This is a genomic window from Moraxella sp. CTOTU48717 (genome assembly GCF_032057165.1).
GTDB classification, from domain to species: domain Bacteria; phylum Pseudomonadota; class Gammaproteobacteria; order Pseudomonadales; family Moraxellaceae; genus Faucicola; species Faucicola tetraodonis.
The window spans coordinates 46426-66386 of sequence record NZ_DAMBBC010000007.1 but is presented as its reverse complement, the minus strand read 5'-3'; the positions used below and the strand labels follow the sequence as shown (position 1 = coordinate 66386).

Annotated in this window: 14 protein-coding genes; 8 read left to right on the top strand and 6 right to left on the bottom strand. The window is 43.4% G+C overall.

Translation table 11 applies throughout. The features are described 5' to 3' along the window. Positions 1-15: 15 nt before the first annotated feature. Genes RT084_RS05805 through RT084_RS05790 form a run of 4 tightly spaced genes read left to right on the top strand, consistent with a single transcriptional unit; the run spans position 16 to position 4629 of the window. On the top strand, positions 16-1692 hold the full coding sequence (locus RT084_RS05805; RefSeq protein ID WP_313098034.1) for an NAD(P)/FAD-dependent oxidoreductase: 1677 nt from the start codon (positions 16-18) through the stop codon (positions 1690-1692). Positions 1693-1698: 6 nt separating this feature from the next. Further along, positions 1699-2640 (top strand): DUF1365 domain-containing protein, encoded by a 942-nt coding sequence (locus RT084_RS05800; RefSeq protein ID WP_313098032.1) that lies wholly within the window; start codon positions 1699-1701, stop codon positions 2638-2640. Between the two features lie 29 nt (positions 2641-2669). Next, on the top strand, positions 2670-4154 hold the full coding sequence (locus RT084_RS05795) for a class I SAM-dependent methyltransferase (RefSeq protein ID WP_313098029.1): 1485 nt from the start codon (positions 2670-2672) through the stop codon (positions 4152-4154). A 58-nt stretch (positions 4155-4212) separates the two neighbouring features. Then, on the top strand, positions 4213-4629 hold the full coding sequence (locus RT084_RS05790) for a DUF2177 family protein (RefSeq protein ID WP_312523025.1): 417 nt from the start codon (positions 4213-4215) through the stop codon (positions 4627-4629). Positions 4630-4691: 62 nt separating this feature from the next. Here RT084_RS05790 and RT084_RS05785 read toward each other — a convergent pair whose 3' ends face one another. From RT084_RS05785 to RT084_RS05775, 3 genes are all read right to left on the bottom strand, one after another. Beyond that, positions 4692-5423: an SDR family NAD(P)-dependent oxidoreductase gene (locus tag RT084_RS05785; protein ID WP_313098027.1), complete on the bottom strand. Its 732-nt coding sequence runs from the start codon at positions 5421-5423 to the stop codon at positions 4692-4694. Positions 5424-5426: 3 nt separating this feature from the next. Then, positions 5427-6458: an NAD(P)/FAD-dependent oxidoreductase gene (locus RT084_RS05780; protein ID WP_313098025.1), complete on the bottom strand. Its 1032-nt coding sequence runs from the start codon at positions 6456-6458 to the stop codon at positions 5427-5429. 132 nt (positions 6459-6590) lie between these two features. Then, on the bottom strand, positions 6591-7106 hold the full coding sequence (locus tag RT084_RS05775) for a fasciclin domain-containing protein (protein ID WP_313098022.1): 516 nt from the start codon (positions 7104-7106) through the stop codon (positions 6591-6593). Between the two features lie 263 nt (positions 7107-7369). On the opposite strand from RT084_RS05775, the gene RT084_RS05770 reads away from it, so the two are divergent. Beyond that, positions 7370-8815: an FAD-dependent monooxygenase gene (locus RT084_RS05770; protein ID WP_313098020.1), complete on the top strand. Its 1446-nt coding sequence runs from the start codon at positions 7370-7372 to the stop codon at positions 8813-8815. Positions 8816-8914: 99 nt separating this feature from the next. Here RT084_RS05770 and RT084_RS05765 read toward each other — a convergent pair whose 3' ends face one another. Further along, complete coding sequence (locus RT084_RS05765) at positions 8915-10579, bottom strand: fatty acid--CoA ligase (RefSeq protein WP_095355397.1); 1665 nt, start codon at positions 10577-10579, stop codon at positions 8915-8917. 259 nt (positions 10580-10838) lie between these two features. On the opposite strand from RT084_RS05765, the gene RT084_RS05760 reads away from it, so the two are divergent. The 3 genes from RT084_RS05760 (at position 10839) to RT084_RS05750 (ending at position 13348) form a co-directional block, all read left to right on the top strand. Then, positions 10839-12026 carry a cupin domain-containing protein gene (locus tag RT084_RS05760; RefSeq protein WP_312114321.1) on the top strand — a complete coding sequence of 396 codons (1188 nt, stop codon included), beginning with the start codon at positions 10839-10841 and terminating at the stop codon, positions 12024-12026. Between the two features lie 12 nt (positions 12027-12038). After that, the gene (locus RT084_RS05755) at positions 12039-12710 is read left to right on the top strand and encodes a hypothetical protein (RefSeq protein ID WP_312114319.1); all 672 of its coding nucleotides are present in this window, start codon (positions 12039-12041) and stop codon (positions 12708-12710) included. 80 nt (positions 12711-12790) lie between these two features. Further along, positions 12791-13348 (top strand): hypoxanthine-guanine phosphoribosyltransferase, encoded by a 558-nt coding sequence (locus RT084_RS05750; RefSeq protein ID WP_007115322.1) that lies wholly within the window; start codon positions 12791-12793, stop codon positions 13346-13348. Positions 13349-13450: 102 nt separating this feature from the next. Here RT084_RS05750 and recD read toward each other — a convergent pair whose 3' ends face one another. Together recD and RT084_RS05740 are read right to left on the bottom strand one after the other, a co-directional pair. Further along, positions 13451-15409 (bottom strand): exodeoxyribonuclease V subunit alpha, encoded by a 1959-nt coding sequence (gene recD / locus RT084_RS05745; RefSeq protein ID WP_313098018.1) that lies wholly within the window; start codon positions 15407-15409, stop codon positions 13451-13453. 30 nt (positions 15410-15439) lie between these two features. After that, positions 15440-19951 carry a UvrD-helicase domain-containing protein gene (locus tag RT084_RS05740; RefSeq protein ID WP_313098016.1) on the bottom strand — a complete coding sequence of 1504 codons (4512 nt, stop codon included), beginning with the start codon at positions 19949-19951 and terminating at the stop codon, positions 15440-15442. Positions 19952-19961 lie beyond the last annotated feature (10 nt).

The following is a 19961-nucleotide window of genomic DNA, read 5'->3' as shown; positions in this document are numbered from 1 at the left end:
AAGGTATATCCGCACATGGCAGTGTTTACAAAAAAATCCCCGCGCTCTAATCACACAGTCCCCAAGACTGTGGTGGCTAATCCTATAGCAGCCAAGCCTACTAAGCCAAATATTACCACACCAAAGATTGCCATTATTGGCAGTGGTGTATCAGGGCTAACGTGTGCGTATTATCTCAAGGACAGTCATGCAGTGACGGTATTTGAAAGCAATGATTATATAGGCGGGCATGTCAATACGCTGGATGTCACTGTTACCGAGCGCTCACTTTTTGACAATCCTTTTTTTAACAACCCGTTTAGACCATCAACGGAAAAAGTCGCCATCGATACAGGGTTTATTGTATTTAATGAGCGTACTTACCCCAATTTTATTCGCCTGCTTGATGAACTCAATGTGCCATTTCAAAAAGCTGAGATGAGTTTTTCGGTTAAAAACACTTATATTAATTTTGAATACAATGGTCACACGTTAAACAGTCTGTTTTCTCAGCGCCGCCATGTGCTAAGCCCCAGATTTTGGCAATTTGTTCAGCAGATTTTACGCTTTAATCGCGAGACCAAATCACTATTAGCAAATTTTCGCCAAGCCGATAAAATACAGCAAGCGGCTTTAAGCCAGCAAACACTCGGGGATTATTTAGACAGTCATGACTATGGCGAGTTGTTTAAAACCAACTACTTGGTGTCGATGGTATCTGCGATATGGTCGATGGGAATGAATGACGCCAAGCGTTTTCCCCTACTCTTTTTTGCCCAGTTTTTTGATAATCATGGTCTGCTAGATGTGGTCAATCGCCCACAGTGGTTTACCTTAGTGGGCGGCTCAAAGCAATACGTCAATGCCTTAATCACTCGGCTTGTTGCAGCAGGTACAACCCTGTATATCAATACCCCAGTGCAATCGGTCACGCGTGGCAAGGATGGCGTTAGCATTGAATTTATTCATCAAGGTAAGCGTCAAACCCAAGTGTTTGATGACGTTGTATTTGCTTGCCATGCCGATGTAGCAAGACGTCTACTAGCTGATATCACTGAGACAGAATCGGCTATTTTAGGGGCTTTTGAGTATACAGATAACGAAGCGGTTTTGCATACTGACACCCAAGTTCTACCCAAAAAACCGCTGGCTTGGGCAAGTTGGAATTACGCGATAGATAAACCCACCGCGCGCGTGGCTGACCAAAAACCTATATTGACGTATCACATGAATATCCTTGAACGATTGACGGCAAAACATAACTATTTGGTGACGCTTAATACGCCGATTAATGAGGCGCATGTTATCAAACGTGTGGATTATCGCCACCCTGTGTATGACAACAAAATGACCGAGGCCCAAAAACGCTGGCATGAAATTTCAGCGAAGCGGCATACCCATTTTTGTGGTGCTTATTGGTTTAATGGGTTTCATGAAGATGGAGTAAAAAGTGGCTTGCGGGTATGCCAAAGTTTGGGGGTGGATATCGACATTTTAGTCACTACCAATATCACAGCTGCCTCAACCGCTGCTCAAATAAAACGGCTGTCTAAGCCCAGCAAACCGTCGGCAAAATTTACCGTATCAAAGTTACCAAGCCACGCTGACAAAAAACTCTTGGTGGTGCAACGACGGCAAGTAACCGCCACGACCAACCATGCGTTTTGCCAAAACCTAGCGCATGATGGTTTGTGCAACACCCCTCAAAGGTAAATCATCATGACATTTGCCCATCAAATCCTGCAAGGTATGACTTGGCATGCCAGACAACTCCCTACCCCTCATGAATTTCATTACCCCTATCGGTTTTGGGCGGTCAATTTAACCCAGCTAGCGGACAATCCATTACCTAAGGTTAATATGGTCGCTAGTGATGTGCCAACATGGTTGCCCCAATGGCTGAAAAAAAAATGGCTGAAAAAATCGCTGCAACAATCATTGACTCTCCCTCTGCTATCGCAGCACCATTGGGCGCTTTATCAATTCCATCAAGCAGATTATTTTGCTATCAATCGATTAGACCCCTCTTTGGACAACTGTCTAACCGCTTCAGTAGGACAACCTGCGCCATCGGCTAGTTTATTGGTCAAAGCCCAACAAACTTGGCAGCAATTGACTGGCAGTCAGCCGACTGGCGAGGTGGTGGCTTTGGTCGTGTTACGTAATATGGGTTGGTATTTTAGCCCAGTTAATTTTTATATTGGCTTTGATGAGAACCACCAGCCAAGCCATTTTTTGGCAGAAGTCTCTAACACCCCTTGGAACAAACGCCATTACTATGGTTTTTTACTCGCAGGTGAAAAGACCTTGTACCAACATGACAAAGGTTTTCATGTATCGCCTTTTAATCCCATCAATCAGCAATATCATTGGCGTGTTGAGATTCACCCTAAACGCTATGCATCGGCAAATGACAATCCCGAGCAAAATGGCTTTGATGTTGTGATTGATATTGGACTGACAGATAGCCGCGGCAAAGTGTTTAATGCAGGCGTGAGTCTAAAAGGCGTTCAATTGGACGAGGCTTCGGTGATAACGGCAATTAAGCGCCGACCCTGGATGAGTGCCACATCATTACTGCAAATTTACTGGCAGGCTTTTAAATTATACGTGCTAAAACGTGTACCTTATCAAGCTTATAACCAACGTTTACCCCAATAGTTAACTGAAATTTTTTATGGGAATTGACTATGACACCATCTTCTTTAGAGGATAAAAACACTGCAACCTCTCACCCGTCAAATCACCTATCAAAAGGTAAGGAGACTTTGGTGAAACGCCGTCAATCCGATTTAGCCAAGCGGCGCTCGTTTACGGATTATCTACCCTACCCAATTGTTGACCATCTGCTCACGCCTGTTCAACAAAGTGCGGCAAAAGCGGCGCGGCAAATAATATTTTTATTGCTATCAAAGCTCAAACAGGGTCATCTAACCGTAATTGAAACCTTTAGTCAGTCTGACAATGTAGCAACTAAGGTGGCGACTAAGGTAGCGACTCATAAAACCTTCGGTGTTAGCGTGATGAATACTGAGCATGTAACACAGTCGCCAGTGAGCGATACGCAACGAACGCTAGGGGAACAAATTGGCAATCATCCTTTGGCAGTGACAATCACCATCCATTCACCGCAGGTGTATCAACACCTATTAACAGGCGGTTCGATTGCGTTTGCTGATGATTATATTGATGGTTTGTGGAAAGCCGATGATTTAACAGCATTTTTACGCTTGATTGCCCGCAATTTGACCCTCATCAATACCATCGAAGCCAAATTTGCCAATTTGACCAAACGCTGGGAACACCGCCAACACCGCAATCGGCATAATGATAAAAACAATGCCAAATCCAATATTTTAGCCCATTATGATATTGGCAATGCGATGTATGCATTATTTTTGGATGAGCGCATGATGTATTCATCGGCAATTTATCCGACACCCTCATCAAGCTTGGCGGCAGCACAAACCCACAAGTTGGCAAAAATTTGTGAATTAGCTGAGTTAACAGCTGACGACCATGTCATTGAAATCGGCACGGGCTGGGGTGGGTTTGCTATTTATGCCGCCACCCAATATGGCTGCCGTGTCACCACCACAACTATCTCAGACGCGCAGTATGAAGAAGCCAAACGCCGCATTGCCGCTGCCAATCTAACCGACAAAATCACCCTGCTAAAACAAGATTATCGTGAGCTTACCGGCAAGTATGACAAGCTGGTCAGTATTGAAATGATTGAAGCGGTGGGTCATGAATATTTGCCAGATTTTTTTGCCCAGTGTAATCGACTGCTCAAAGATAATGGGCTGATGGTATTACAAGCGATTACCTTTAATGATCGGGGTTATCAAAAATATTTGCTCGCGGTGGATTTTATCCAAACCCATGTTTTCCCCGGCGGGTGTTTATTGTCTAACAGTGAAATTCTTAGCCAAGCGCGTGACCATACCGATATGCAAGTAACGTCATTGGTTGATTATGGCTATGACTATGCCCGTACCTTGATTGATTGGCGCTATAACTTTATGCAGGCGCTACCGCAGCTCAAGGCGCTCGGCTATGACGATGCGTTTATACGTTTGTGGCATTTTTATTTTGCGTACTGTGAAGCAGGATTTTTGGAAAAAACCATTGGCGTGGTGCAAGTACGCCTTGAAAAAGCCCAGTACCGTTAATCCAATTCGCGCGGTAACGGGTTCATGATAATTAATAACAGGACACAAGGATTTAGCAATGGCACCATTAAACTATCTGTGGGTATATCTGATCGCCGTCATGGTATTTTTGGGTATTGATGCCGTATGGCTTAAAACCATGACCCAACGCTTTTATGCCCCCCGCATTGGACATCTGCTCAGTGAATCACCCAATATGACCGCAGCAGGCGTGTTTTATCTATTTTATGTTTTTGCGCTTTGTGTGGTGGTCATTTACCCGCAGCTAAAATCTCACGCGTCATTGGCAGTATTGGCAGGATATGGGGTGGTCATTGGGCTAATGGCATATGGAACGTATGATTTTACAAGCTTAGCATTACTTAAAGGTTATGATAAAACTGCGGCACTGGTTGATTTTATTTGGGGCGGCTTGGTGACAGGATTAACTTGCGTGATTGTGGGCGTCATCTACAAAAACTGGTTGATGGATTAGCCTTAAGCTAGGTACGCAGCTACAACCCTAATACAAGGCTAAGGTACAATTTTAAGGCAGATTTAAGGCATGATTTCTTTGCCGTCCCAAGCCCAAATTTTGCCCGAGTCTTTAGGCGTAAGCTGATGCAAAACCTTAAGTAAACTTTGTGCTGAGAACGCTGCGGTAAATAACTTGCCTTCTGCCACATTTTTTTGAAAGGGTTTGGATAACTCACTGGCTACCGTGCCAGGGTGCAAAGCAACAATAATTGCGTTGGGGTTTTTTCGTTGCAGTTCGATGCTTAAGTTTTTAATGCCCATATGTAAACTTGCTTTTGCCATTCGATAACCATACCACCCGCCCAAGCGATTATCCGAAATACTCCCTACCCGTGCCGACAATACGGCAAATAGCGACTGGGAGGATTTGTTTAAGGCGGGCAAGGCGTATTTAGCAATCATCATCGGTAATACCGCATTGATATGGAAATATTGGTGCAGCTGATCGGCTGTGATATCACGCAGTGATTTTTCAGGCGCGATGTGTTGAGCGTCGATTTTAGACTCATGTAATAACCCAATCGTCACAATGACACTGTCCAACGCTTGAGTGCTGCTTATCTCTTTGATAAGCGCGGCGATAGCCAGCTCATCATCAAAATCAAGCTGATGAGGGACGATATGAGGGTGGCTAAATGCCGGGGGTTTTCTGGCAATGGCATGAATGGTGGCATTTGGATAGGCGATAGCTAAACAATTACAAAATGCCTTTCCAATCGCGCCAGAAGCACCAAATATGGCGATATGTTGCATACGCTACTCGCTTTTTAGTAATTCAATCATCGCTTTTGCCAGTTTTTGACCGCTTAAGTAGGCAGACTCGACATCACCCTTAAGTAGCCAGTCCCCACAAACACCGATATTTTGGTCGCTATCTAGTAGATAGCCTAACTGGTGGTCACCTGATTGGGAGTTAACCGCTTCGCCTGTGGCATAGCGCCAGTGGTGTATGTCTTTGTGTGCTGCAGTCGATAAATCGATACCCAATAGTTGACTCGCCGCTTGTGTCAAATGGCTGATACAGGCAGTTTTATCTTCCTCAATATGTCTATTCGTCCATGCTGGGGTACTATGAACCACAAGGCTATAACCGCCTTTGCGATGGGGTTTTGCACTATTGACGATAATTTTATCGATATCCTCACTCTCGATTTTGGCATACTCATAGTCTAAAGCCAGTGGCGTATCAAATCCCAGCATCAGCACACTACAAGGCATAAGCGCATATTTATTCAACACTTTGGTATGTAGCGATGTTTGAGCAAAGCTTTTTGCTTGTTCTACAGGCATCGCCGAGATAATCCAATCAAACTGACCCAATGTTTCACCCTTGTCGCTTAACAACTCCCAACTATTAAAAATTGGATGATGGTCAATGATAGAGGCTACTCTGGTATTACGCTGCACAGTTAAACCACTGGCAAGATGTTTACCAATGGCATTCATGGCGGGTATGCCGACATAGTTGTCAGAGACTTTGGGCACGGAGTGTGGTTTGGTAGATACAGTAGATACAAAGGAATTATCGGGGGTAGCTTGGTCAACTGCCCACACTGCAACCACCTCTTCAGTGAGTAATTGATTGACAAAACCTTGAAAATCGTCGTCACTGGCAGTAAACGCGGCAACACCATGATCAAAATAAAATGGTTCAGCACGGCGCGTTGCTAGTCGCCCACCGATGCCACGGGATTTTTCAAAAATCACTACGTCGTGCCCTGCTTGTTGCAGCGCTTTACCACAAGTTAACCCTGCCAATCCTGCACCGATAATGGCAATCCGTTTCATAGTTTTACCCGCTCTATACGATTTTTGAAAGTTAAAAAAATAGCGATGACTCGTATCACCGCTATGTCATCAGACCAATAAATTGTTGGCTACTATAACTATCCATAAAAACGACAATTTATGGCTGATAACTTATCTTTTTGGCAATATGACACGGTCAATCACATGTACCACACCATTGCTCGCTTTGATATCTGTGGTGACAATGTTGGCAATACGTCCATTGGCATCTTGTAATTTACCATTTGAAGTCACCATGACGTTTTGACCTTGTAAGGTTTTAACCATACCTGGCTTAACATCTTTTGCTATCACTGTGGCTGGCAGCACATGATAAGTTAACACAGATTGCAATAACGGTTTGTTTGCAAACAATTGCGCTTTGGTCATACCGAGCTCAGCAAGTAAATTCGCAAAGGCAGCATTGGTCGGCGCAAATACGGTGATGTTTTTAGTGGTCGCGACAGTGTCGGCTAGACCTGCGGCTACCACCGCTTCAACTAATATTGAAAAATCTGGATTTGATTTTGCTACATCAACAATGTTAGCTGCGTGCATCGGTGCATGAGCGGTATGGGTTGGCGTCGTGGCACAACCGGCTAATAACGTAGTAGAAATCGCTGCTGCTAAGAAGGCTTGTTTTAACATACTTATTTTCCTTATTTAATTATGATTGTTGAATAAAATACAGGTCAGCTTTTTAAGCTAAATTAACTTTAACTGATAAAATTAGAATTTTCAATATGTTTTTATACTAAAAAGTATAAAAAATACTACTTATTTTAATATATACTATTAGGTAAAATTTATTAACAACAAAAGCGACAATTGCTGCATAAATGTCACAGTAACTAGATTATTTTCCGCTACAATTTATTTCTTCATTTTGGGCAACGCATAAGGGCAAAATTATGTACGTTAATTCAAGTACGCAATCACCAACCGTAGCAGTGATTGGCGGTGGTTCAGCAGGTTCTACGATAGCTATACGGCTGGCGATGGCGGGCATCCATGTGCATTTGATTGAAAAAAATGCTAGCCTTATCAACGCCCCACCCATGTGTCATCTGCATGCAGGTGGCAATTTGTACCGCGAAATCAGTGATGAAGATTGCCGCATGTTGATGCGCCAATGTATTGATATTGCCAAGTTGTATCCAGAGAGTATTGATGTACGCCCCACCCTTATCACGGTGCCAAAACGGGATAACAATACCGCCACTGACTTACTGCCACGTCTTGATATGTTAACGGCTTACTATCAATCATTGGTTGATGCTGACCCTAGCAACCACGTGTTGGGCAATGTCGAAGATTATTACCGAGTGTATGACAAACAGCAAATTCAACAGCTAATTCAATTAGAAGCTAAAGACATTCCGAGCACCACAGATGAGTGGGTTGTGGCGGCTCTTAAAGTAATGGATTTGGAAAAACTGCAATACCCCATCATTGCAGTGCAAGAATTTGGCTGGAATATTTTTAGACTCTCTGCCAGTGCTTTTTTACAATTGCAGCGCCTACAGCGCGCTCAAGTACATCTAAATGCCCAAGTTGATGATTTAAAACGTCATATGGATGGCTGGCAAGTGTCATTTACCGATGAAAATGGCGAGGTGCAGCGTATCTATGCCGATTTTGTGGTCAATGCTTGCGGTTTTAGAACCGGTATTATTGATGACAAAGCAGGCGTGCATATCAAACGCATGGTAGAATTTAAAGCTTCTTATATCAGTGAATGGCGTGATTATAAGGGGCGTTTGCCTGAGATTATTTTTCATGGTGAGCGTGGCACGCCCAATGGCATGGCGCAGTTTACCCCTTATCCTGACGGGTTTTTTCAGCTACATGGCATGACCGAAAACATCACTTTATTTAATGATGGTTTGACCAAAGCCACCCAAGAAAGCAGCCAACCGCCTATTAATCCACAATATCTAAATTATATTGAAAACGGCTGGGAGCCAAACGCCCTAAAACAACGCACCCAAAACGCCATAGATTATGTCAGTGAATTTGTGCCAAGTTTTCGAACTGCACAAGCGGGAGATAATGCGCTATATGGTGGGCAGCAAGTACCGAGTGATGATATTACCGTGCGCGTCGCAGATTTACAGGTGTTTGCCAAGCTGCGTTATGCGGTGGCAGAAAATGTGAAAGCCAATTCTACCCTAGATGTGGCGGATAAAGTCATGGATGCGCTAGTTGACGCTAATTTGATAGAGAAATCTGCTTGCAAACGTCCTAACTGGCACAAAATTGATGTCAATGAGGTCAATATAGTGGCAAACGATATTGCCAAAGCCCGACATTACCCGTTATCAATGGCAAAGGTCAATCAACGGTTAATGGTTTGATGGATTGCTTGATTATTTGATTGGTTGGGTAATAAAAAAGGTAGAAAAAATTCTACCTTTTTTACTTTCTTTTTTACTTTGTCATGATTAAGTAACAGTCTAAGCAAATAACCCTTGGGCATATTGATCGCGGATGACTTTTTTGTCAATTTTACCCACGCTGGTTTTTGGCAATTCCGTGATGAATTTCACATCCTGCGGAATACCGTATTTTGGCAAATGACCGCGCTCATACGCTTGTTGCGCAATCGCGATGATGTCTTCAGCTTTGGTGTCTTGATAATCGGGTTTGAGCACAATCAACGCCATCGGACGCTCACCCCAGCGCGCATCAGGAATCGCAATCACAGCAATGTCGGCAACGCTTGGGTGTAATGACATGATGGTTTCTACTTCAAGCGAAGATATCCATTCGCCCCCCGATTTGATGACATCTTTTAGTCGGTCGGTGATTTTGACATTGCCTTTTGCGTCCATCCAACCGATGTCTTGGGTGTGCAGATAACCGCCCTCCCACAGCTCGTTGCCTGCGTCCTGATTTTTGTAGTAACTTTGCGTCAACCAAGGTGAACGTACCACGATTTCGCCTGTGGATGTGCCATCGTTTGGCATACGTTTGCCATTGTGCCAGATTTGCAAATCGACCAATGGCACCGGCGAGCCAGACAAGCAGCGATGCTCAATTTGTTGTTCTTCGCTCATGTCTTGGAATGTTTCATCAAAGTTGACAATGCTGATAATAGGACAAGTCTCTGACATGCCATAGCCGGTACAAACTTCGATGCCGCTGGCTACAGCCATTTTGGCAAGCCCTTGATTGAGTTTAGAGCCGCCGATGACCATTTTTAAGCCGTTGAATTTTTCTTGGCGGCTGTTGATTTCACCCAGTAGCATTTGCAAAATCGTTGGTACGCCATGCGTGGTGGTGACATTGTGTTTTTTTACCAAGTCAACCATAGTAGAAGGCACATAGCGACCCGGATAGATTTGCTCCAGTCCTAGCATGGTTGCGACAAAAGGGAAACCCCAAGCATGGACATGGAACATAGGCGTCATTGGCATATAGACATCTGAGTAGCGCAGCCCTTGACCTTCGATATTAAGTGCATTGGCAACGGCAACGACGAGCGTATGCATGACGATTTGACGATGGCTAAAAAATACGCCTTTGGGGTTGCCTGTTGTGCCGCTGGTATAGAAGGTTGTGGCAATGGTGTTTTCATCAAAATCTTCAAACTCGTACTCATCGCTGGCTTGCGCTAGCATGGTTTCGTATTCGCCTTGGGCGTATGGGGCCATTGGCGTGTTGTTATCATCCAACCAAATCACATGCTCGACCGATGGCGCATCTTGGGTATGGCTTTTGATCATCGGTGAAAATTCTGAATTTAGCAGTAGTGCTTTTGGTTTGGCATGATTGATGGTATATAGCACTTTGTCTTCTGACAAACGCACATTGACGGTTTGCAAGATATAGCCACACATCGGAATGGCAAAATAACATTCCAAATAACGGTGTGTATCCCAATCCATGACTGCAACCACATCGCCTTTTTGTAGGTTTAAGCCTTTTAAGACATTGGCTAAGCGATTGACACGTTTGAAAAACTCATGATAGGTGTAGCTGGTTTTGTCGGCATAATGGATTTTTTTGTCGCCAGAGACCACTTTGGCGCGAGACAATAAATTTTTGATAAGCAAGGGAAAACCATAAGCTTGGTCTGCTTGTAGGTAGTTTTCGTGTTGATTTAAAATAGCTGTCATAGAACATTCCTTTGTTGTGGTATAACCAACGAGTCAATCAAATATTGCTCGTCTAACTTTCCTGTGAGTACTTCCTTGTGAGTATTGACTATATACGAGCGCTATAACCAATACAACAAAAAATATGAAACTTTCCAGTTCAATATGTTTCATATTTTTACGCTTTTTTTACACTTTGGTGAAAAAAATTTTATTATGGGGTTTTGATAGACTGCCTTTGCTATAATGCGCGTTACATATTCCCACTGAATGAAAAAATATGACCCAGCACTTTTGTTTGCCTAGTGATATCAGCCCCGAACAATTTTTGAGCGAGTATTGGCAAAAAAAACCACTCCTAATCAAGCAGGGCTTGCCGCAATTGGTTGGTATGTTTGAGCCAGACGATATCATCGGACTTGCCCAAGATGAAGACGCCACTGCCCGACTCATCAGCGAAAATAACCAGCAATGGTCACTTAAAACCAGCCCTCTTACCGCTAAAGACTTTCAAAAGCTGCCAAAACATTGGACGGTGCTAGTGCAAAATATGGAACAATGGTCGCCAGCGCTTGGCAACCTATGGCATGCGTTTGATTTTATTCCACAGTGGCAACGTGATGACATCATGGTGTCGTATGCGCCATCAGGTGGCAGCGTTGGCAAGCATTACGACAATTACGATGTCTTTTTGGCGCAAGGGTACGGCAAACGTCATTGGCAATTGGGCAAGTATTGCGACCAAACAACCCAATTTGAAGCAGGGCAACCGATTCGTTTGATGAATGAGATGGGCGAGCTGATATTTGATGAGGTGCTTGAGCCAGGCGATGTGCTGTATGTACCGACCAATCTCTCCCATTACGGGGTGGCCGTTGAGGATTGTTTGACTTTTTCGTTTGGATTTAGGCGCCCTACCCCATTACAACTGCTCGATAGTTTGGCGGATGTGGCTACCCATTTTGATGATTTAGCCATTCCCCTCAAAATCAACCAACCTTCTGCAGTTGCAGGCGAGCTGTCGATAGCCAGCGTTCACGATATCAAAGCGCAGCTGATTGCGCTGCTAAACTCTGAACTTGGCGATGAAATAATGACTCAAGCGATTAGCGAAACGGTAAGCAAACGTCAATATGAGCTGATGCTGCCTGACACGTATGCCGATATTGATGAAATACAAAGCGCCTTGGCAGCGGGTGCTGTCATCATGCAAGACATGTCTAGCCGTATTGTATTTACCCAAACTGAAGCCGACTCAAAAACTCAAGCAAAAATTTATGTCAATGGCTGTGCCATTGACGCGGACGATATACCCGCTAACGCGCAATCACTCCTCATTCGGCTCGCCAATGGCAAATCCGTCGATGAGCAAATTTTGCAAGCAGCCGATGTCGAAACTGATATAATTTGTGATTGGATAGAAAATGGCTGGGTAGTGATTGATTACCCTGAAGAAATCATTGGATAACGAAAAAATATTATGAGCTATTATTTTGGGTTTACCCCTTCCGCAGAATTGAGCGCTACCATTGATAAGGCATATGAGCTGATTGCTAGCAAAAGCAGCGAACGTTATGACGTTTATCGCGATAAAATCACCCAGTTGACCAGTAAAGAGCTGATGGATGCGCTACTGATTAAATTAATCGAATCGCTACCGGATGATTCAGAACGAAAAGCGCATTTGATTAAAACCGCAGAAACCATTGAAGCGACTAGCGACAAACTGATTAACACACTGCTAAGCCCTACAAAAAATGAAGATGTGTTACCTAGCTTTGATTTTTTTGACCAAAAAGTGTTAAAAAACACCCAACTGGGTGAACGTCGTATCTCAGTGCCACTCACTGACGAGCTAGCAAAGAGTTTACTGGCTACCATAGAAAATGTCCAAGCAGGTAAAGGGCTTGAAGAGCAGCAAAATTTGATTCGGTTATTTAGCGAACTAACCAGAGCCTGTTTGCAGCATTTTTTGGTCGATTTTACCAAAACGCTCAATTTAAATATGCTTAAACGTGCGGCAATTCCAGTGACTGACGGCATCATCGTCAAAGTAATTGACATTGCCCTACACCGTTTAATCCCACAAATGCCGCAAGAATCGCTGGAGCGTTTTACCAAACATTACCAAGCGTTAATATTTAACAATTAGGTATTGCTAACCGTTATTATTCAATTAGATAAAACTGCGTTACAATAGCCCACTTATTTTTTTAAATTAATAGGTCCACCATGAATCAACTTAGCAATCAGCAAATCGAAGAAGCGCTACGCAATTCTGAATGTCTTATCAGTAGTTTTGAAGTGAGTAGTGCTTACGAGCGTTTGGCAGCCAGTGTCAACCTGCACTATGCAGGTCAAAACCCCATTGTGATGGTGGTGATGAATGGCGGGTTGATTCCAGCAGGTCAATTGCTTACCCAGTTTACTTTTTATCATCGTATGTACTATATCCATGCGACTCGCTATCGCAACAACCAAGGCACCAATGAACTTGAATGGAAATTCAAACCTGAAATTGATTTGGCGGGTGAAGATATTTTATTGATTGATGATATCTTTGATGAAGGCATTACCCTAAAAGCGGTGGTGGACGAGCTGGCAAAAGAAAATCCAAAATCTATCCGCACTTGTGTGCTACTCAATAAACTCCATGACCGAAAAGTACAAGAGTTTAAAGTTGATTTTGTGGGTCTCGATGTGGCGGATCGCTATGTGTATGGCTGCGGTATGGACTATCACGGGTATCTACGCCATATGCCAGGGATTTATGCGTTAAAAAATGTGTAAAACTGCTTGTCATAAATAAAAAGGTATCGCATGATACCTTTTTTTATAGCGTATTTTTTTAGAAGATATCTTTTTATGATGTCGGTTTTTATGACCTATCTTTTATGGCGTGTTGTTAAGATGATCAAATTGTAGTTGCAACCCAGTTTGTCGCACCGCTTTTTGCGTCACCGCTAACTCAAAATTCTCTTTAGCGCTATATATGGATAAGGCGGATTTACTGCGCGTCACCGCTGTATAAATCAGCGCTTGGCTTAGTAGCCTTGTATGCGCTTTATCAATACAAATGGCGACCGTGTGAAATTCTGAGCCTTGTGACTTATGAATGGTCATCGCATACGCATAGTCGCAACTTTCACGGCTTAATCGCTGAATGGGTATCACTTTTTCTGCAAAACACGCGTATAACTGCCCTTGGTACAACAGACAAATCGCAATATCGCCATTGAATAACCCCAACTGATAATCATTGTTTTGGATGATAATCGGTAAACCGTGATAAAAGTAAGCTTTGGTTCGAGTGATTTTAGAAAACTCGGTAAAAGCCAGGCTCATCTGTTGGTTGATTGATTGGGTGCCCAATTGTCCTTGATGACCCGCACACAGAATACGATAACTATCAAATACTTCAAATAACCCTTTTCGATTATCCGCTTCAAAAATATTGACGGGCTTGCTGTACCATTGCTGCATAAGCGCAAAAAATGGATGGTAAGGTTTCGCTAATTGGCTGAAAACAGCAGGCAGACTCGAAGACGCATCAATTGGGTAAAAAGGAATATTGGCTGTTTGCTGTTTTTTACCAGCCAAGTCTGGTGGATTCTCACTTTGAGATGACTTAAGTGATTGTAAATCATTGGGTTGTAATAATCGCTGGATGAGCTTTATTTTTTTAGACGCAGGCAAATTTTGCTGAATGGCGAGAGCAAACTGACCGACAACTGAATTTGAATCAAAGCGTTTTGACTCCGTCAACTCAGTGATATAAGGCTGCAAGCGAGTCACCGCGCACAAATCTGATAGAACCGACCCCGCGTCTACCGCCGCCAGCTGGTTTGCATCACCCAACAAAATCAGCCGACCCGTGGGTTTGATAGCATCAACCAACTGACTGGCTAGCTCAAGCCCTAGCATAGACGCTTCATCTACGATAATCAAATCATCGGGTAATGGATTTTTGGCATGATAGCGTGGTATGCCATCACTACCAATACCTAGCAGCCGATGTAAGGTTTTTGCATTATCCAAAGTGATTTCTTCATCCTGCAAGCTTTTTTGCAAGCTTATACGTAATGACTCTTGCATACGCTTCGCTGCCTTCCCTGTCGGTGCAGTCAAGGTGATAGATAAAGGTGGTAAGTTAGGGTCCTGTTTTCTTTTGTGCTCGTGCCCCTTTTGCAGCGTGGTTACCAGCTTAGCCACGGTAAAAGTCTTACCCGTACCAGGCCCACCGATAATGATACTCAGCGCGTGTTGACTCGATTTGTCGATGGCGAGCTGCTGCATCGCATTGGGCGCTAAACCATTATCGATGTCCTGTGATGCAGATATACTACTAAACGCTGCCACTTTTCTATGGGCAATTTTCATCAACTGCTTGGCTAACGATTGTTCTGCATACCATTGCCGATGTAGCCAGACCAGGTACTTATGTTCTGTTGCAGAAACTTCATCATCTGATTGTGCGAGCTTTTGAAGAATGATAGGCGCATTGGTATCATGGTTGCGTAATTCATCACTCGCCCCTATTACGCTTGCCCAGTTATTGTCCGTCAACTCTGTTATCAGTGATTTTTCATTCTCATCGCTGATAGTCATCTCGTATACGGTATGACCTTCTGATAGTTGGTTATTGAGCTCATCAAAAATTTGCAAGATTTTCGATTTTTCTTTGGTTTTTTGGTCGTTATTTTTATTCTCTTTGCTTAGGCTATTTTTATTGGTTTTGTTGTTAGTTAGCTGTGATTTTTGCTGCTTGCGGTATTGAATAAAATTGGCTAATTGGGTTAATTTAGCAGTTTCTTCAATTGTAGCGGTTGGCTCAGTCGTGTTTGTTTTCATGATAAATTCTTTATGCGTAATGGTTAAATTTTAATTGCCATTGGGATAGCCGAACATATCATCGAGTGCCAAGATAAAGGCACTATCAAACTGTTTTACTAGCTTCCCACAGATAGCGTGTTTGGGTGACATACCGCGTAAAAAAGCATACTCGACCGCACCCAAATGGGTATTGATATCATAATTAGGTAGTCGTAACTTTAAATAGCGATGCAGCGCCACTTGGTAGATGCTTGCTTGCAACCAATAACTATGCGTGGTCATCGCATCATATAATGCTGCTTGGTTATAATTGTCAAAATCATTGCCAAGATAATTGCTTTTATAATCGACGATAAAAAACTGTGTGCCGTGCTGATACACCAAGTCAATCTCCCCTTTAAGATACTGCCAAACCATGGTATTGACTTCTTGGCTCTGCAATTGCAGTGGGATATCAAATTGATGAAACAACGTGTTTAAGTCGCTAAATGACAAATGCTGGTTTAAGCGTAAATTAAACCCTAATTCAGCAACTTTTTGGTTATATTTGATATTGACCAGCGGCACTGATGAAGCGGCTAACGGTGTATGGATGATGTCATCTAGCCAATCCACCAACGCAATATAATCAGGCTGCAAATCATCAATGTTGATATCGTGCCAGTTGCCATACTGCCCTGCACTACTCTCTTTTGTAGAAAAATAATTGCTCGGCATTTGGTAGCGTCTTAACGTGCGATCCACCATGACTGACCAGCGTTTTAACTTGTCTGCTCTGGAATCTTGCTGTGGCACCGCCAACTCAGGGGTTTCATTGTAATTATTGGCGATGTCTTCTAAAACACTATGTAAAAAAGTCCCCGGGTTTGTGCCTTTTTCAAAGCTAAATCTAATGGAATTAATCTCGTTACTCGACTCCCCCACTAGCCGACTATTGGGGATAAGCAATAAATGGGTTTGCGCCGCTGACAAAATATCATCATCTTGCCTATCTTCGGCATTAACCACTGTGTCAACGCTGGTATGCTCGATATAACGAGACAATGCGGTAAAACTGGTATTCGCCCATCCTTTAAAAGTGTCGATGGTGATAACTTTGATGATTTCATCGTAATCAATCTTAGCGACTGTCTTAGCGACTGTAGCATTTTGTTCATTTTGCCCATTTGTTTTGGGTTTGAAATTTAGCTTCAAATTATAATATTTGCTTAGGCTATTTGAATTTATGATATTTGTCGTTTCAGTCAACGTTTGTTTGACAGCAAATTTTGCCAAATCGTCCATAAAAGGCGCCAAAGCAGAATTTTTCACCGCAGATTTTTTGGCGACAGTCACAAGATACACTTGTTCTTTTGCGCGGGTAAGGGCAACGTACAATAATCGCAGTCGTTCTTCATAGGCAGATTGGTCTTCAATGGCGACATAATTGATTGGGTTGATTGGGTTGTTATTAGTTATTTGGCTGGGTAACGCGGTCAATCGGCGGCTTAACAGCGGGTTATCATTGTTTTGAGTGAATTGGGGCGCTGCTTGATGAGTGGTTTGTATACCATACAGATATAACGGCGCACCATGAAACTTGGCTTTACTCTCCCCGGTAAATCCAACCACAAACACTATCGGAAACTCCAAACCTTTAGACGCGTGAACCGTCATCAGTTGCACCCCTTCATCAGATGGCAAGCGCTGCTGCGTTGACCAATCTTCTTTTGGCTGCTGTTGCACTTGGGCGCAGAACCACTCAAACAGTTGATGCTCGCCTACCTGTCCATTGAACTGGTCGCTAATAATATCTAACAACTGGCGCAAATCAATGAGCAATCGCTCGCCATTTGGATTTTTGGCGAGGCGCTGCCAAAAATTGAGTGTGATTTGGCTGGGTAAAGTAAGGGGCTGATTGAGCAGCCACTGTATAGCCACCAAAAAACTGTGTTTTTGCCACAATTCGCTGGCGGTCAATACCAACTGCTGAATCTCAGCCAAGCTGGTGTTTGTTGACGCTTGATGAGCTTGATGAGGCTGAGCTTGCCCTTGCGCCGCTTGGGCGTTAGTTTGATTAAGCGCATCATACAACTGGTTGATTTGTTCAAGGGTCAGCTGAAAAAAACTAGACAACATCAAGGATTTTAATTTTGATTCGCTAAATGGCGTCAACAGCACGCTTTGCAAGGTCATCAAATCAACACTCATGCTATCGCCGAACACACTTTGACTACCGCCTCTGACCGTCGCAATCCCATGATGATGTAAGCGTTTCTCGATGGTATGAAGTTCACTGTTTTTGACTGCCAACACACAAATATCACTCAGCGTCAAGCCACGAGTCTGGTAGCTTAATGGTTTACTATCATCAAATAAATCAAAAATTTGCGCGGCAATGGCATCGGCATAATCCACCGTTTTTTCATCACTTGATGAGATGATGTCATTCGAGGATTCAGTATCATTTGATATGCCGTCATTCTCGGCTACTGCCACCACTTGCTGACTATAGGGCGCTTTATATTCGATAGCAATATGATTGAATGCAGGTAAGCTAGCAGCTTCATTGTCTACCGCATTACCGACAGCCAGCTCTGCGGTTTGGCGCGTGGCAGAGATTTTACGATAATAAATTTCACGCCCCATAAAATACGGCTGTTGGTTGATATTGGGCAGCTGGTCGGCTTGATTTGGGTCAATATCTTGCTTGCCAACGCCATACCAGTGATTGAGGCTATCAATCAGCGCGGCTGATGAGCGATGGTTTTGGTTCAGTGACTTGGGTTGTTCTGGAAATAATTTTTTTAGCGTGGTGTAGTTTTGTACGTCCCCACCGCGAAATCCATAAATTGCCTGTTTGGGATCCCCTACCAACAGCAAAAACTGCGATGGGGTGTGATATTTTTTAGCATTTGATTTTTCCACTTTATCTGCTGTCTCTGGCTCAAAGTCTTGTAAATAAACCCTTTGAATCAGTAACGCTTGTTCGGTGTTGATATCTTGCGATTCGTCAATTAAGGCGATGGGATACTGATGGCGAATATAACGCGCTAACGATTGACCTTTTTTGCCCGATAACGCATCGTTTAACCGCGCCAATTGTAAGGCAAAGGTAGTTAGCCGCTGTGATTCTAGTCGTTTTGGTAGGTGGGTACGCACATAACGGCTGATAAACTGGGTAAAGTAAAAATTTACTTGTTTAAAGTAGTCTTGCAAGGCTTGCGTTTGTTGGATAAGCTGCCACATGTTGTCCACGATATCAAAGGATTTGAATGTAGCGCTTTGCTGTTCTTTTTTGCTATTAAAGCCTTTATCGTTGGCGTATAAATCTTCAATGCCATCTAGTACCTTAGCTATATTGCCAACTTTGTACATAGCAAAAACATTGGTAATGTCACCCGTGCTGAGTAAATTTTGCAGATTTTTAATTTCGTTAAAGTATTTATGAAGTTTATTGCTAGCACTAAACCCTTGGGCTTTACGAAAGTCACTATCAAAATATGCCTCAAACCCACTATCATTATCATTTGCAATCGACTGCATCAGCGCCTTAATAGTAGTGGTATCAAACGCTGTCAATGGTACAGTATCGATGTCAGCGGTATAAAAATTCAGCGCGCGATTGACCGCCTCGTAGTAATCATCAACCGGTAAAAACACGTTATTATCAAACATCATTGGATACAATTCAGGCATATTGGCATTGACCTGCGCCATAAATGCCCTAAGTTGGTCGTGAATCATACCCTTGATGATGCCGCTGACATCATTACTGATTTGCACCTCGGCAGAAAACCCCGTTTCGCTACTGTATTCTCTTAGCCACTTTTGACACAAACTATCGAGGGTGCTGACGAATAAGCGATCAAGCTGGTTGAGCGCCAATGTGGTGCGCTGCAGTGCGATACGAAAATTGACAGTGTTTTTGGCAGGTTTGTGGGTGCTGTTTTCACTATCATCAGCGCTTGGCTTTAGGGTGTTTAAGCTTGCTCTCGGGCTTACTTTTGGGCTTGCTGCAGCGGTTACATCTACCGGCAAACCAAAGATTTGTTTGGCGACCCACTCGATTAAGTGTTGATTGATAGGATCTTGGTACTTACCCAGTAAATTTTTTTGTGTCGCAAGCGCTTGCACCTGCGCAATAAAATGTGCATATTTTTGCACAGCGATAGCTTTGCTGCTATCCAAATCGCTGTCGTTTAACGGTGTAAATGTAGAATGATTAATCATTTGCAGCAATTGATAAAAATCTTGCAAACGCTCACGAATCCGCTGGCGCATTTCGGCGGCGGCACTGCGCGTAAAGGTCGTGGCGATAATTTTTTCACACGGCTGCCCCGCTTGCACGATTAATCGCAACATCACGCCAGTCAGCGTCCATGTTTTGCCTGTGCCTGCTGAGGCTTCAATCAAATGGCGCCCTGTCAATGGCAACGTGACAGCAGGCGGTAGTAAAGGTTCAGCGTCTTCTTTAATGCGTGCTTTGTCGATGTTTATTTGAGTGTTTGTTTCGATGTTTGCCTCGATATTTGTTTCACTACTTACTTTTATGCTTGGGGTATGAATATCGTGTTTCATAAGATTTCTT